This window comes from Pseudomonas cichorii (genome assembly GCF_018343775.1).
GTDB lineage: Bacteria > Pseudomonadota > Gammaproteobacteria > Pseudomonadales > Pseudomonadaceae > Aquipseudomonas > Aquipseudomonas cichorii.
In genome coordinates, this window is record NZ_CP074349.1 from 3906942 (window position 1) to 3921035 (window position 14094).

Sequence of the window (14094 nt, forward strand, 5' to 3'; positions counted from 1 at the left end):
CATGCACTTTTAATGCAGCCATGAACATTGACTTTATATAAACACCCGCCTCTATCGTTTAACAGAGAAGCCATACTATGAGCGTATTTAAATCCACGTTATTCATGTTTTCAATAGTGATTCTGGCCGCATGTTCCACACAGCCTCCGGCTATCAAAAAGGGTGAGTCCGTCGTTCATCTACAGGCGCAGGCTGGCAATGAAATGACCGCCAGGCGGCTGGATCAGCAGCGCGCCCAAAGCCTGACGCAGTTTCAGGTATCGGAAGGAAAACACGAACTGGAGTTAGGCCTTGTGCAAATGGGCTACCAACAAAGTCAGCGCCGTTGCGTGGCGACTCTCGCTTATGACAACTTCATGGCTGACCAGCGTTATACATTGATTGAGAAAAGCTCTGGCGCGGATATACACATAGCGCTTATTGACAGCGATGGAAAAACACTGACCCAAACCAGACAAGTAGCGTGCCTGTAATCAAGCAAAGCCCTCTCTCTTATAAAGCCAAGCGGACCACCGCTCTGACATCCCACACCCGGGATGGAGCAGGGAAATTTCAGGCAACGTATAGCCAAAGGCTTACACGAACCGAGGACAATTCGCTCTTTTTGCCCTTCGCGAAGGCTCGTAATATTGGATCCAACAACTGGTGAACAGGGAGTTCGCCAGGATCAAGGACGATCGACCATGGCCCGGAGGGCTGCCGGCAGGGAGTTGGAATGGTCTTTGGAAAAACCCGCTTCGGCGGGTTTTTATTTGCCTGTAGAAAACACGATGGGTGTACGCCCCTTCGCGAATGAATTCGCTCCCACAAGGCCCCTTCCACAGATTGTGACATCGCCCGTTTTTTACGCAGGCACCAGCGTCTCCAGCAGCCACGACCCTGCCGGTCCCAGGCTGCGCTGGCGTGACCAGATCACATCCACCGCCGAACTGCGCGGCCAGCCGGGCACCTTGAGCTCCTTCAGCAGCCCGCTGGCGTAGCGCGACACCAGCCAGCGCGGCAAGGCCGACCAGCCAAAGCCGAATCCCGCCATGTCCATCAACAACAGATAATTGGGCGCCGACCAGTTGCTGTAGCCACTGGTGGGCAAGTCGTCGGTGGGGATGCTGTGGTCAATCAAGGTATTGAGGCGCAGCGCCCGGTATTCGGACAGTTGCTGATAATTGACCTGCTCCAGCGCAGCAAGCGGATGGGTGTGGGCGACGAACAGACCGAAGTCCGCACGCTCGACAATGGTTGCGTGGCCGATTTCCGGCGGGTAGCTCGCCTGTGCCGACAACAGTCCCAGAGACGCCCTGCCCGACTGGATCAGGTTGATCGCATCGCCGTGCTCGGCAAACACGCACTCCAGCTCCAGTTCGGGAAAGCGCTGGTCCAGTTCCGTCATACGCACTTCGAACTCGGAAAACTGGTTGGCATCGGACAGCACCAGAGTCAGGCGCGGCTCGGCACCTGCCGCCAGACGCCCGGCGGTACGGCGCAGGCGATCCGAAGCACTGAGCACATCCTCGACGCGCCCCAGCATGGCCTTGCCCGCTTCGGTCAGGACCGGCTGACGGGCGGAACGGTCGAACAGTTCCAACCCCAGATCGATTTCCAGGCGGGCAATGGCTTCGCTGATGGTGGACTGGCTCTTGCCCAGGCGACGGGCAGCGGCGCTGAAAGAACCCAGTTCGACGATCTGGGCAAAGGCTTCAAGGGCTTCGGGTGAAAAACTCATGGACGACCTGCTATCGGTTTTTCCGATGGAAACGATTTTCACTTTAGCCCAATGACCGATGAGAATGCACCCATACCGCAACACAAAAGGTCATCTGTAATGAGCCAGACAAACCACGATCGCCCAGCTGTACCCAGCAAATCCTTCAAGGAGCGCATCCTGCATGCGAGCTTGTTCGAGGTGTGCGGCGTAATCATGATCGCGCCGTTGCTGGCCTGGATCATGGGGCATTCGCTCGGCATGATGGGGGCCATGACGGTGATGATTTCCACAGTGGCCATGATCTGGAACATGGTCTACAACGCCCTGTTCGACAGACTGCGCGCCCGACTCGGTTTCAGCATGACCCTGGGCAAGCGCGCACTTCATGCCCTGGGTTTTGAAGGCGGGCTGATTCTCGCCGTGGTGCCTCTGGCAGCCTGGTGGTTGTCCATCAGCCTGCTTGAAGCCTTCCTGCTGGATATCGGTATTCTGCTGTTGTTCCTGCCTTACACCATGCTGTTCAACTGGGCCTACGACCTCGTACGCGAGCGGGTCATGCAGCGCCGCCTGTCCAGATGTGGCGAGGCCTCACGGTCCTGAATGCATTTGCCGTTGGATTGCAATGAAAGGGTTCGGGCACAATCATCGGCCCACAGCGACGATAAGGTCTGTCCGACATGACCACGGAAATTCTCAAACTGGCTGCCTTCAGCGACGGCGATCAAGGCGGCAACCCGGCCGGTGTATGGATTGGCGATGCGCTGCCCGATGACAGCACCATGCAGCGCATTGCAGCCGAGGTCGGCTTTTCGGAAACGGCTTTCGCGGCCCCGCTGGACGATGGATGGCGCGTACGCTACTTCTCGCCCTTGGCCGAAGTGCCCTTCTGCGGCCATGCCACCATTGCTCTGGGCGCCGCACTGGCCGCGCAGCAAGGCGACGGGCTGTTCAAGCTGACCCTCAATCAGGCGCAGATCACGGTCGAAGGCCATGCCCATGGGTCACTGACCTCAGCCGCCTTGCAGTCGCCACCCACCCATAGCAAAGCCATAAGCCCGCAATTGCTGGAGGAAGCCTTGAACCTGTTCGGCTATGAGCGCAGTGATCTGGATGAACGCATTCCACCCGCAGCGATCAACGGCGGCGCCGGGCATCTGGTACTGGCGCTCAAAAGCCGCTCAAAGCTCAAGGCCATGCAATACGATCAGGAAGCCGGACGCCAATTGATGGTGCGCGAAGGCTGGGCCACCATCGTGCTGGTGTTTGCCGAAACCGAGCAGTTCTTCCATACCCGCAATCCGTTCGCCTTTGGCGGTGTCTACGAAGACCCGGCCACCGGCGCGGCAACAGCAGCGCTGGGCGGCTACCTGCGTGATATCGGTTGGCCCCACGGCGGCGTTATCGACATTCTGCAAGGCGAAGACATGGGCAGCCCGTCACGCCTGCGCGCCGAAATCCCGGAACAGATCGGCAGTTCGATCCGAGTGTCGGGGATGGCGCGCAAGCTGTAGAAAGCTTCAGGTTTTGAGCTGGCTGCCACTGATCGCTACGCCCAGCAGCATCACGGCAACGATCATGAACGCCAGCTCCAGGCTGCTGACATGGGCAATAAAGCCGATGGCGGCCGGCCCGACCAGAATCCCGGCGTAACCGACCGTGGTGATGGCCGGGATCGCAACACTTTCCGGCATGGTGGTCTGCCGACCGACCGCGCTGTAGCAGACCGGCACGATATTCGAGCAACCGGCGCCCACCAAGGCATAGCCCAACAGAGCCGCTTCCCAGGCTGGCACCAGCGTGGCAATCGCCAGACCGCTGGCAGCGCACAACCCGCCCAGAATGATGACCCGGTTGGAACCGAGCCTGCGCACCACAGCATCGCCAAAAAGACGCCCAAAGGTCATGGTCACGGCAAATACGGCGTAACCCAGCCCGGCATAGGACGTTTCAACACCCCTCAGCGAGCTGAGGAACACCGCGCTCCAGTCAAGCATCGCCCCTTCGGCGAGAAACACGGTGAAGCACAGCAGGCCGATGAACAGCACCACGCCACGGGGAATCGCGAAGGCAGGCCCCTCGGACTTGCTGCCATAAGGCAACAGATGTGGCGTGGCCTTGGCCAGTGCGGCAAGTGTCAGCACAACCACCACCAGCATCGCCACCAGCGGCGAAGCCCCCAGGGTCAGCAAGATGCTGACGCCACCGGCCCCGACAATACCGCCCAGGCTGAACAGGCCATGAAAGCCCGACATCATGGTCTTGCCGCTGGCCCGCTCGACAATGACCGCCTGGATATTGGCCGTGCAATCCACACCGCCCATGCTCGCGCCGAACAGAAACAGGGTCGCCACCAGCAGCGGCAGGCTAGAGACAGTGGCCAGCAAGGGCAGGCACAGACAGATCAACAGGGTCGAAATGACCAGCAAGCGGCGGCAACCGTAACGCGACGCCAGCGCACCCGCCAAAGGCATGGACAGGATCGAGCCCATCCCCAGGCACAGCAACAACAAACCCAGTGTGCCGTCATCCAGTCCGACACGGGCCTTGGCATAAGGCACCAGAGGTGCCCAGGAGGCGACGCTGAAACCTGCAATGAAAAACGCTATCCGGGTGGAAGACTGCTCCTGCCGGGCCTTTGCTATCGGGGCCTCGTGGCTGAAAGAGGTCATGCAAACTCCTTGAGAACACCAGACAGAATCGTGCTGGCGAGCCCGACAGCCTAGCAAAGTCAGAGACTATTGCAGACCGCACAGGAGCGATTTTATCCGCGAAAGCACCATTAAAGGCGCCGCACTCTCTTTGGCTTCACTGGCCTCTCGCGAATAAATTCGCTCCTACTGCCTGCAGAAATACTCCAGCTATTTTCAAACCTTCGCACTAGACTACGCACCTTTGCAGTGCATCCCGCTCGCCCATCCATCAAAGAGGCCGCTGTGTATAAAGGTGTCGTGCTGTCGGTCATGGCGTCGGTGCTGTTCGCCGTCATGTACTTCTATACCTCACTGATGACACCCCTGACCGGCGAGGAAATCTTCGGTTGGCGCATGTTGCTGACCGTGCCTTGTGCCACGCTGTTCATGCTGGTCAGTGGCGACTGGAAACTGGTGCGGGCACTGGCCGGGCGCATCTGGCGTCAGCCGCTGCTGGTGTTTGGCATCCTGCTGTCTTCGCTGCTGCTAGGCGCGCAACTGCTGATCTTCATGTGGGCGCCATTGCACGGGCGCAGCCTGGAAGTGTCCCTGGGTTATTTCCTGCTGCCGCTGACCATGATCGCCACGGGCCGTATCGTGTACGGCGAACACCTGTCGCATCTGCAGAAGATCGCCGCTTCGCTAGCCCTGATCGGCGTGGGCCACGAACTGTGGCGGCTGGGCAGTTTCTCCTGGGAAACCCTGCTGGTGGCGCTGGGTTATCCGCTCTACTTCGTCCTGCGACGCAAGCTCAAGACCGATAACCTGGGCGGGCTGTGGTTCGACATGCTGTTCATGCTGCCCATCGGCCTGTGGTTCATTGCCAACGGCAATCCGATGGCGGCTCAGGACGAACCCAAACTCTACTTTCTGATCCCGCTGCTGGGCATCATCAGCGCCTCGGCCCTGATCAGCTACATCCTTTCCAGCCGCATTCTGCCGTTCAGTCTGTTCGGCCTGCTCAGCTATGTGGAGCCCGTACTGCTGGTGTGTGTCGCGCTGCTGCTGGGTGAAAGCATTGGCCGTGATGAATGGCTGACCTACCTGCCGATCTGGCTGGCGGTGGTGGTGCTGGTCATTGAGGGCGCCAGGCATATGCTGGCCCAACGTCGTCGGGATGCTGCCTGAACGTCAGGCCGATCAATGCCCGGTAAAACGCTCCAGTTGCATTTCCTGCAGGCGACTGAGGGTGCGGCGAAAGGCAAACGACAGATACCCCTGGGTGTACAGCTCCTCCATGGAAGTCTGCGCCTCGATATACAGCGGGATGCGCCGGTCGTAGCACTCGTCCACCAAAGCGATGAAGCGCCGCACACCGTCGTCGTTGGGTGACAGTTGCGGCAATTGCCGATCCCCCGCCACGACCTGCTCGACACCATCCTCGGTGCCACGGGCAATCTTCGCTTCGCGCTGAGCCGCGCTCAGGGCCGGGACCTCGCCAAGCAGGATCACCGAGAAACGATCGCACAACGCAATGAAATCCATGGCCGCCAGGGGTTGCTCACACAGATCCCGGTAACGGCACCAGACCGTGGTGTCGGTGTGCTGCACCACGTTGATGCTGCGATAACCGAGCATCACCTGCGAGTCATACACCGCCTGCCCGCCACTCAGCGCCTTGAAGATATCCCCCAGCGCACTGGCCTGCCCCGGCTCGGCAACCCAGTAACGCTGATGCAACTGGCCGGGATGCAGACGATGATCTTCGCCACCGTCCACGGTCACCACATCCATGTACTGCTGGATTGCAGCGATGGCGGGCAGGAATCGCTCGCGGTTATGGCCGTGGCTGTACAACTGATCTGGTGGCTGGTTGGAGGTACAGACCAGCACCACGCCTTCCTCGAACATGACCTGCAACAGGCCGCCGAGAATCACCGCATCGCCGATATCGGTGACGAACAACTCATCGAAACACAGCACCCGCACCTCGCGGGCCAGCTCACAGGCAACGACTTTCAGCGGCTGGGGCGTGCCCATCAGCTCGAACATGCGCTTGTGGACCCAGCGCATGAAGTGATGAAAATGCTGACGCCGGGCCGGTACGCTCAGGCTGTCGAAAAAACGGTCCATCAGCCAGGTCTTGCCGCGCCCGACAGGCCCCCACAGATAAACGCCCCTGGGTGTCGTGCCCTTCTGCACCAGCGCCAGGTAGCACCCCTGCAATTGTCGGGCAGCCTGAAGTTGCGCCTCGTCAGGCTGAAAACCACGCTGGACCGCTCGTTCATAAGCATCCAGAGGAGACACGACATCCATCGAAAACGCACCTTAGGCTTCAGGAAAGTTTGCCAGCATATAGAAGCACGAGGCAGATGATAGTCGCACATGACGTCTTTTTAACTGGTCGATTAAACGCATATTTCGTAACATCTGCACCCTTCTTTTGTATGCCGACGGCTGTAACGCAGTACGTTCGCCCTCAGGTAAGTCATGAAACCACTCCGTATCCGCACCGAAGTCCTGGCCGGACTCACCACTTCCTTTGCCTTGGTGCCCGAGTGCATCGCCTTCGCCCTGGTGGCTCATCTCAACCCGCTGATGGGGCTTTATGGCGCATTTATCATCTGTACCCTGACTGCCCTGTTCGGCGGGCGTCCGGGCATGATTTCCGGCGCGGCGGGCTCCATGGCCGTGGTGATCGTGGCCCTGGTGGTGCAACACGGTGCGCAGTACCTGCTCGCCACAGTGATACTTGGCGGGCTGATCATGATTGCCTTCGGCCTGCTGCGCCTGGGCAAGCTGGTGCGCATGGTGCCCTATTCGGTCATGCTCGGCTTCGTCAACGGCCTGGCCATTGTCATCGCCCTGGCGCAAATGGAGCACTTCAAGAACGGCGGTGTCTGGCTGAGCGGCCAGAGCCTGTACCTGATGCTGGGGCTGGTTGCCCTGACCATGGCCATCGTCTACCTGCTGCCCCGCCTGACCCGTGCCGTACCACCGGCACTGGTGGCGATACTCAGTGTGGGTCTGCTGGTGTACCTGCTGAAACTGCCGACTCATACCCTGGGTGATATGGCGCGCATCGCCGGTGGCCTTCCGACCCTGGCCTTGCCCGACATACCGTGGAACCTGGAAACCTTGCAGATCGTGGCGCCCTATGCCGTGCTGATGGCAATGGTAGGCCTGCTGGAAACCCTGCTGACACTGAACCTCACCGATGAAATCACCGAAAGCCGTGGCCATTCCAACCGCGAGTGCATGGCCCTGGGCGCAGCCAACATGGTGTCCGGATTCTGCGGCGGCATGGGCGGTTGCGCCATGATCGGCCAGACAGCCATCAACCTCAGCTCTGGCGGGCGCGGTCGACTGTCCGGCGTTGTGGCTGGCGTGATGATCCTGATGTTCGTGCTGTTCCTGTCGCCGCTGATCGAGCGCATTCCGCTGGCGGCGCTGGTAGGCGTGATGTTTGTGGTGTCCCAGCAGACCTTTGCCTGGGCTTCGTTGCGGGTGCTGCACAAGATCCCCACGAACGACATGCTGGCGATCATCGCCGTGACCATCGTCACCGTGCTCACCGATCTGGCCGCAGCGGTCGTCTTCGGCGTCATCATCGCGGCCCTCAACTTTGCCTGGCAGCAAGCCCGCGAACTCTACGCCGACACTCATCTGGAGCAGGACGGCAGCAAGATCTACCTGATGCATGGCACCCTGTTCTTTGCGTCCACCACGCCGTTTCTCAACCAGTTCGACCCGGCCAGCGACCCGCAGAACGTCACCATTGACTGCCGTCATCTGAACTTCGTCGACTACTCTGCCATTGCCGCGCTGAAAACCCTGCGCGAACGCTATAGCAACGCCGGGAAACACTTGCGTGTGATCCATCTGTCCGAGCGCTGCAAGAAACTGCTCAAACGCGCCGGAGCGCATGACAACTGAGCGGTCTGAAACACATGGGTCATATCTTGAGAAAGAACGTTTATTGAGCCCTTTCATGCAAGTGGTAGGGTCTGCTCCCTCACCGAATACGAGGAAGCTTCAAATGCAATGGATCAAAGCATGTGCTGCACCGGCACTGCTGCTCATGGCCAGCAGCGTCGCCGTTGCCGAGAGCAAGACGCCGGCTCTTGATAAAACCGTGCATGACGCAATCAGCAGCGTCATGCAGCAGTACAACATTCCCGGAATGGCCATTGCCATCACCGAAAATGGCCAGCGACACTTCTATGACTACGGGGTCTCTTCCAGAGACATCCAGGAGAAAGTCAGCAACGACACGCTGTTTGAGCTGGGCTCGATCAGCAAGCTCTTCACCGCAACCCTCGCCACCTGGGCTCAAGCCAACGGCCAGCTTTCCCTGACCGCCAGCATCGACACCTATATTCCCCAGTTGTACGGCAGCCGGTTGGGCAAGGTGCCACTCTTTCATCTGGGCACCCACACTGCCGGTGGCTTTCCACTGCAGTTTCCCGAAACGGTACGGGATAACGAGCAGATGATGAGCTACTTCAAGGCCTGGCAGCCCCAATACTTGCCCGGCGCTCACCGCAGCTACGCCAACCCCAGTATTGGCCTACTGGGCATGATCGCGGCCGACCGCATGAAACGGCCGTTCAACGTCGCGATGGAACAGCATCTGTTCCCGGCACTGGGCATGACCAACAGCTACCTCGATGTGCCTGCCAACCGGCAGTCCTGGTATGCGCAGGGTTACAACAGACAGGACGCAGCCGTCAGGCTGAACCCCGGTGTACTGGCCGCAGAAGCCTATGGCATGAAGTCCGGCAGCGGTGACCTGATCCGCTTTGTCGAAGCGAACATGGGCATGGTGCAGACGTCTCCCGCGCTGCAACGTGCCCTTGCAGACACCCGGATCGGCTATTTCAAATCAGGCTCCATGACTCAGGACCTGATCTGGGAACAGTACGATGCCCCCCTCACACTGGATGCGTTGCTCGAAGGCAACTCCAGCAAGATGGCTTACGAAACCCAGCCAGCCACAGCCTTGAATCCGCCCCTTGCTCCCCGGCAGAACGTCTGGATCAACAAGACCGGCTCGACCAATGGTTTTGGTGGATACATCGCTTTTGTGCCCGCCAGGAAACTCGGCATCGTGATCCTGGCCAACAAGAACTACCCCAACGAAGCACGGGTTCGCATCGCGTATCGCATCCTCAGTGAGCTGGACTGTTGCTCGTTACCAAAGGAACCGCAAACCCGGTAGAAGCGAATTCATTCGCGAAGGTCAGGTACATCCGACCGATATATGCCGTTTGAAACACTGCCTTTCGCTCCTACGGAATACCGCTCTTCATACCTGAACCTGACCTGAACAGCATAGGCATCACCGGAAAAACAACTGGCTCTCATTCGGGAATGAGTATCATTATGTTACTTATTGTTTCAGCCAAACAGCCCGCTGGAACACCTCACCCCGAAGCCTTTACCCCGGTGAACCATGCTTGTTCCGTTTTTGATCATGCTGCGCGAAGGCATTGAAGCCGCGCTTATCGTTGGCATCATCGCCAGTTACCTGAAACAGACCGGCCGCGGCGAGTGGATGCCTGCGGTGTGGATCGGCGTATTTCTCGCCGCTGCCCTGGCCCTGTTCGTCGGCGGTGGCCTTGAGCTGATGAGCGCCGAATTTCCGCAAAAGCAGCAAGAGCTGTTCGAGGGCATCGTCGGTCTGGTGGCCGTCGGCATCCTCAGTTCCATGGTGTTCTGGATGCGCAAGGTAGCCCGCTCCATCAAGCATGCCTTGCATGCCTCCCTGGACGCCGCCCTTGCCGGCTCGAAAAACCAGACTTACGCCCTGATCGCCATGGTGTTCTTCGCCGTGGCCCGCGAAGGCCTGGAAACCGTTTTCTTCCTGCTCGCCGTCTTCCAGCAGAGCGAAGGTTCCAGCGCACCCTTGGGTGCCCTGCTCGGCCTGCTGCTGGCCATCGGTTTCGGCGTGGCAATCTACAGCGGCAGCATGCGCCTGAACCTCGGCCTGTTCTTCCGCTGGACCGGGCTGTTCATCCTCGTGGTTGCTGCCGGGATTCTGTCCAACTCCGTGCAGGCGCTGCATGAAGCCGGTGTGTGGAACCACTTGCAGGATGTGGTCATCGACTTCAGCGCAACCCTGCCGATGGATGGCCCACTCGGCTCGGTGCTCGCCGGCATGTTCGGTTATCAGGACGCGCCGACCGTCAGCACCCTGAGTGCCTACCTGATCTACCTGATCGGTGCGCTGGTGCTGTTTTTTCTGCCCCACACCCCGACAGCAAAACAACAGCACTCCCCCACTTCCGTCACGAACGAATAAGGGCCTACATGTCAAACACGTCCTCTGAGCTTTCCGGTAAAGCCAGGCCTCCCCGTGCCTTGCGATTGGCCGTCGCCGGCTCTGTGATCCTGATGATCGCTGCCGGCGGACTCTTCTACTACGCCTCGCAGGTGGCTTCGAAAAAACGGGCTGCCAACAGCGGCAACGAAACCGTGGTCAACATCCACGCCCACAACTGCGAACCCAACACACTGACCGTGCCTGCGGGCAAGAATGCCTTTCGCATCGTCAACCGCTCCGAACGTGCCGTGGAATGGGAAATTCTCGATGGCGTGCTGGTGGTCGAAGAACGGGAAAACATCGCGCCCGGCCTGAGCCAGGTGATCAACGCCAACTTGCAGCCCGGCGACTACGCCATCACCTGCGGCCTGCTGAGCAACCCGCGTGGCACCTTGCATGTCACCCCGACAGCCGAGTCGGAAGCCAAGGCAAAAGCGCGTCCGTCCATGGTGGCGTTTATCGGCCCGCTGTCCGAATACCGCGTGTACCTGAGCCAGCAAAGTTCGGCGCTGATCAAGGCGGTCGCTGTCTTGCAGCAGGCTATCGAAGCCGGTGACCTGAGCGCAGCACAAGCAGCGTACACCCCGGCGCGCACGCTTTATCAGCGCATTGCCCCTGCCGCACAACGCCTGGCCGAGCTGGACAACGCCATCAACGCCCGCGCCGACTACTACGAAAAACGCGAGCAAGACCCAGGCTTCGGCGGCTTCCATCGCATCGAATACGCCCTGTTCCAGCAACGCAACGTCGAAGGCCTCGCCCCCGTGGCGCAGCGCCTGCAAACCGATGTCACCAGCCTCAAGCAGCAACTGCTGGCGCAGACACTGGCACCGGAACAACTGGCCGATATCGTCGCCCGCAACATGCGCAGCCTGGCTGAAGTGCGCAGCAAGGGTGAAGAAGAGCGCTACAGCCACAGCGACCTCAATGGCTTTGCCGCCAATCTGGAAGGCATACGCAAGGTCATCGACCTGTTGCGTCCGCTGCTGGCCAAGAGCGCAGGCGCCCAGTTGCAGCGCATCGACAGCGCATCGAGCGCTCTGGATGAACAACTCAAGGCACTGAAAACCGACGACGGCTATCGCCCTTACGATCAGGTCGATGCAGCGCAGCGCCAATCGATAGGCGACAAGGCCAAGGCTCTGGCCGATGCGCTCGACGGAATCGACTCGGCCCTCGGCCTCTCCGACCTCTGACCGATGTGAACAAGTGACTACGATGAAAAACCCGGAATCCGATAACGCCCCCCACTCCCTTCAGCGCCGCCGCGTTCTGCTAGGGCTGGGTGCTGCCGGTGCCGCACTGGCAGGCAGCAGCCTGAGCAGCAACGCTTTGGCCGCCTCCACCGCCCAGGTCACCGAAGCACCCAACAGCGACAAGACCCAGGACCACAATGCGTTCCACGGCATCCACCAGAGCGGCATCGTCAACCCGCGTCCGGCCGCAGGCATGCTGGTGGCTTTCGATGTGCTGGCAGCTGATCGTGAAGACCTGGAGCGCATGTTCCGCACCCTCAACGAACGCATCGCCTTTCTGATGACCGGCGGCCCGGTGGCCGAGGTCGATCCGAAGCTGCCGCCGCTGGACTCGGGCATCCTTGGCCCGGTGGTCACCCCGGACAACCTGACTATCACGGTTTCGGTGGGCGAATCCCTGTTCGATGAGCGCTTTGGTCTGACTGCCGTCAAACCCAAGCGCCTGAGCCGCATGACAGGTTTCCCCAACGATGCGCTGGAAGCCAGCAGTTGCCACGGCGACCTGAGCATCCAGTTCTGCTCCAACACCCCGGACACCAACATTCATGCCCTGCGCGATATCGTCAAGAACCTGCCGGACCTGCTGCTGGTGCGCTGGAAACAGGAAGGCACGGTGCCGGCCCAGGCACCCAAAAAGCCAGGCCAGCCAGCGGAAAGTGCGCGCAACTTCCTGGGCTTCCGTGACGGCTCGGCCAACCCGGATTCCAACAACCAGAAGACCATGAACGAGCTGGTCTGGGTCCAGCCCGGCAGCGACGAGCCGGCCTGGGCCGCCCACGGCAGCTATCAGGCGGTGCGGCTCATCCGCAACTTCGTCGAGCGCTGGGACCGCACGCCCTTGCAGGAGCAGGAATCCATTTTCGGCCGCACCAAGAGCACCGGCGCGCCCATGGACGGCAAAGTGGAAAGCGACGTGCCGAACTATGCAGCCGACCCGCACGGCAAGAAGACCCGCATGGACTCGCACATCCGCCTGGCCAACCCGCGCACGCCGGAAACCCAGCGCAACCTGATCCTGCGTCGTCCATTCAACTACTCCAACGGCGTCAACAAGAACGGCCAGCTCGACATGGGCCTGCTGTTCATCTGCTACCAGAGCGACCTGGAAAAAGGCTTCATCACCGTGCAGACCCGCCTCAACGGCGAGCCGCTGGAGGAATACCTCAAGCCGTTCGGCGGCGGCTATTTCTTCACCCTGCCCGGCGTGACCGGCGACAAGGATTTTATTGGCCGCTCATTGCTGGCCGCCTCAGCGACTGCCCAAACCGCATGACCTTCAATCACCTGACCCGGAAGACAACCATGAACAAAACGCCTCTGGCTTTGCTGCTGACCCTTGGCTTGCTTCAGACCCCGATGGCGGCGTTCGCTGCCACGGCGCCGCTGGATCTGGTCGGCCCGGTTTCGGACTACAAAATCTACGTCACCGAAAACATCGATGAACTGGTCAGCCACACCAAGGAATTCACCGACGCCGTCAAGAAAGGCGACATCGCCACGGCCAAGAAGCTCTACGCACCCACTCGGGTCTATTACGAATCGGTAGAACCGATTGCCGAGCTGTTCAGCGACCTGGATGCGTCCATCGACTCCCGTGTCGACGACCACGAGCAAGGCGTTGAAGCCGAAGACTTCACTGGCTTCCACCGTCTGGAATATGCCCTGTTCTCGCAGAACACCACCCAGAACCAAGGCCCGATTGCCGACAAGCTGATGGCTGACGTGAACGACCTGCAAGCCCGCGTAGCCGACCTGACCTTCCCACCGGAGAAAGTCGTCGGCGGTGCTGCCGCATTGCTGGAAGAAGTCGCCGCCACCAAGATCTCCGGCGAAGAAGACCGCTACAGCCATACCGACCTGTATGACTTCCAGGGCAACATCGACGGCGCGAAGAAAATCGTCGACCTGTTCCGTCCGCAGATCGAGAAACAGGATAAGGCCTTCGCCACCAAGGTCGACAAGAACTTCGCCACCGTGGACAAGATCCTGGCCAAGTACAAGACCAAAGAGGGTGGCTTCGAAACCTATGACAAAGTGAAGGAAAACGACCGCAAGGCACTGGTCGGCCCGGTCAACACGCTAGCCGAAGACCTGTCTACCTTGCGCGGGAAACTGGGATTGAATTGACTCACAACCTCTTCGCGAATGAATTCGCTCCTTCACCCCCTGTAGGAGCGGATT

13 protein-coding genes are annotated in these 14094 nt (G+C 59.9%); 10 read left to right on the top strand and 3 right to left on the bottom strand.

Going from position 1 to position 14094, the window contains the following annotated elements:
• Positions 1-77 precede the first annotated feature (77 nt).
• Complete coding sequence (locus KGD89_RS16225) at positions 78-473, top strand: PA0061/PA0062 family lipoprotein (protein WP_025260821.1); 396 nt, start codon at positions 78-80, stop codon at positions 471-473.
• Between the two features lie 371 nt (positions 474-844).
• Here KGD89_RS16225 and KGD89_RS16230 read toward each other — a convergent pair whose 3' ends face one another.
• Positions 845-1720, bottom strand: coding sequence for a LysR family transcriptional regulator (locus tag KGD89_RS16230; protein WP_025260822.1), 876 nt, complete (start codon positions 1718-1720; stop codon positions 845-847).
• 99 nt (positions 1721-1819) lie between these two features.
• Here KGD89_RS16230 and KGD89_RS16235 point away from each other — a divergent pair, with 99 nt between their 5' ends.
• Positions 1820-2302: a multidrug/biocide efflux PACE transporter gene (locus KGD89_RS16235; protein ID WP_025260823.1), complete on the top strand. Its 483-nt coding sequence runs from the start codon at positions 1820-1822 to the stop codon at positions 2300-2302.
• Positions 2303-2379: 77 nt separating this feature from the next.
• The gene (locus KGD89_RS16240) at positions 2380-3213 is read left to right on the top strand and encodes a PhzF family phenazine biosynthesis protein (RefSeq protein WP_025260824.1); all 834 of its coding nucleotides are present in this window, start codon (positions 2380-2382) and stop codon (positions 3211-3213) included.
• 6 nt (positions 3214-3219) lie between these two features.
• On the opposite strand, the gene KGD89_RS16245 is transcribed toward KGD89_RS16240, so the two are convergent.
• Positions 3220-4371, bottom strand: a complete 1152-nt coding sequence (locus KGD89_RS16245; protein ID WP_025260825.1) for an MFS transporter — start codon at positions 4369-4371, stop codon at positions 3220-3222.
• A 264-nt stretch (positions 4372-4635) separates the two neighbouring features.
• On the opposite strand from KGD89_RS16245, the gene rarD reads away from it, so the two are divergent.
• Positions 4636-5520, top strand: coding sequence for an EamA family transporter RarD (gene rarD, locus KGD89_RS16250; protein ID WP_025260826.1), 885 nt, complete (start codon positions 4636-4638; stop codon positions 5518-5520).
• A 12-nt stretch (positions 5521-5532) separates the two neighbouring features.
• Here rarD and zapE read toward each other — a convergent pair whose 3' ends face one another.
• Entirely contained in the window at positions 5533-6648 is a 1116-nt protein-coding gene (zapE, locus tag KGD89_RS16255) for a cell division protein ZapE (protein ID WP_025260827.1), read from the bottom strand.
• 174 nt (positions 6649-6822) lie between these two features.
• Between zapE and KGD89_RS16260 the strand changes: the two genes are divergently transcribed.
• The 6 genes from KGD89_RS16260 to efeO (KGD89_RS16285) all read left to right on the top strand — a co-directional run bounded on the left by KGD89_RS16260 (position 6823) and on the right by efeO (KGD89_RS16285) (position 14040).
• Entirely contained in the window at positions 6823-8268 is a 1446-nt protein-coding gene (locus KGD89_RS16260; RefSeq protein WP_025260828.1) for a SulP family inorganic anion transporter, read from the top strand.
• 103 nt (positions 8269-8371) lie between these two features.
• A complete protein-coding gene (gene ampC, locus KGD89_RS16265; RefSeq protein ID WP_025260829.1) occupies positions 8372-9553 on the top strand; it encodes a class C beta-lactamase in 1182 nt (393 codons plus the stop codon).
• A 234-nt stretch (positions 9554-9787) separates the two neighbouring features.
• Entirely contained in the window at positions 9788-10636 is an 849-nt protein-coding gene (gene efeU / locus KGD89_RS16270; protein ID WP_025260830.1) for an iron uptake transporter permease EfeU, read from the top strand.
• 8 nt (positions 10637-10644) lie between these two features.
• Positions 10645-11853 (top strand): iron uptake system protein EfeO, encoded by a 1209-nt coding sequence (efeO, locus tag KGD89_RS16275; protein ID WP_025260831.1) that lies wholly within the window; start codon positions 10645-10647, stop codon positions 11851-11853.
• A gap of 22 nt (positions 11854-11875) precedes the next feature.
• The gene (gene efeB, locus KGD89_RS16280) at positions 11876-13186 is read left to right on the top strand and encodes an iron uptake transporter deferrochelatase/peroxidase subunit (RefSeq protein ID WP_025260832.1); all 1311 of its coding nucleotides are present in this window, start codon (positions 11876-11878) and stop codon (positions 13184-13186) included.
• A 29-nt stretch (positions 13187-13215) separates the two neighbouring features.
• Complete coding sequence (gene efeO / locus KGD89_RS16285; protein ID WP_025260833.1) at positions 13216-14040, top strand: iron uptake system protein EfeO; 825 nt, start codon at positions 13216-13218, stop codon at positions 14038-14040.
• The last annotated feature ends 54 nt before the right edge of the window (positions 14041-14094 follow it).

Excerpts from the sequence above, each read along its gene's own strand:
- KGD89_RS16225 (WP_025260821.1), top strand. The coding sequence starts at position 78 with ATGAGCGTATTTAAATCCACGTTATTCATGTTTTCAATAGTGATTCTG.
- KGD89_RS16230 (WP_025260822.1), bottom strand. The coding sequence starts at position 1,720 with ATGAGTTTTTCACCCGAAGCCCTTGAAGCCTTTGCCCAGATCGTCGAA.
- KGD89_RS16235 (WP_025260823.1), top strand. The coding sequence starts at position 1,820 with ATGAGCCAGACAAACCACGATCGCCCAGCTGTACCCAGCAAATCCTTC.
- KGD89_RS16240 (WP_025260824.1), top strand. The coding sequence starts at position 2,380 with ATGACCACGGAAATTCTCAAACTGGCTGCCTTCAGCGACGGCGATCAA.
- KGD89_RS16245 (WP_025260825.1), bottom strand. The coding sequence starts at position 4,371 with ATGACCTCTTTCAGCCACGAGGCCCCGATAGCAAAGGCCCGGCAGGAG.
- zapE (WP_025260827.1), bottom strand. The coding sequence starts at position 6,648 with ATGGATGTCGTGTCTCCTCTGGATGCTTATGAACGAGCGGTCCAGCGT.
- KGD89_RS16260 (WP_025260828.1), top strand. The coding sequence starts at position 6,823 with ATGAAACCACTCCGTATCCGCACCGAAGTCCTGGCCGGACTCACCACT.
- ampC (WP_025260829.1), top strand. The coding sequence starts at position 8,372 with ATGCAATGGATCAAAGCATGTGCTGCACCGGCACTGCTGCTCATGGCC.
- efeU (WP_025260830.1), top strand. The coding sequence starts at position 9,788 with ATGCTTGTTCCGTTTTTGATCATGCTGCGCGAAGGCATTGAAGCCGCG.
- efeO (WP_025260831.1), top strand. The coding sequence starts at position 10,645 with ATGTCAAACACGTCCTCTGAGCTTTCCGGTAAAGCCAGGCCTCCCCGT.
- efeB (WP_025260832.1), top strand. The coding sequence starts at position 11,876 with ATGAAAAACCCGGAATCCGATAACGCCCCCCACTCCCTTCAGCGCCGC.
- efeO (WP_025260833.1), top strand. The coding sequence starts at position 13,216 with ATGAACAAAACGCCTCTGGCTTTGCTGCTGACCCTTGGCTTGCTTCAG.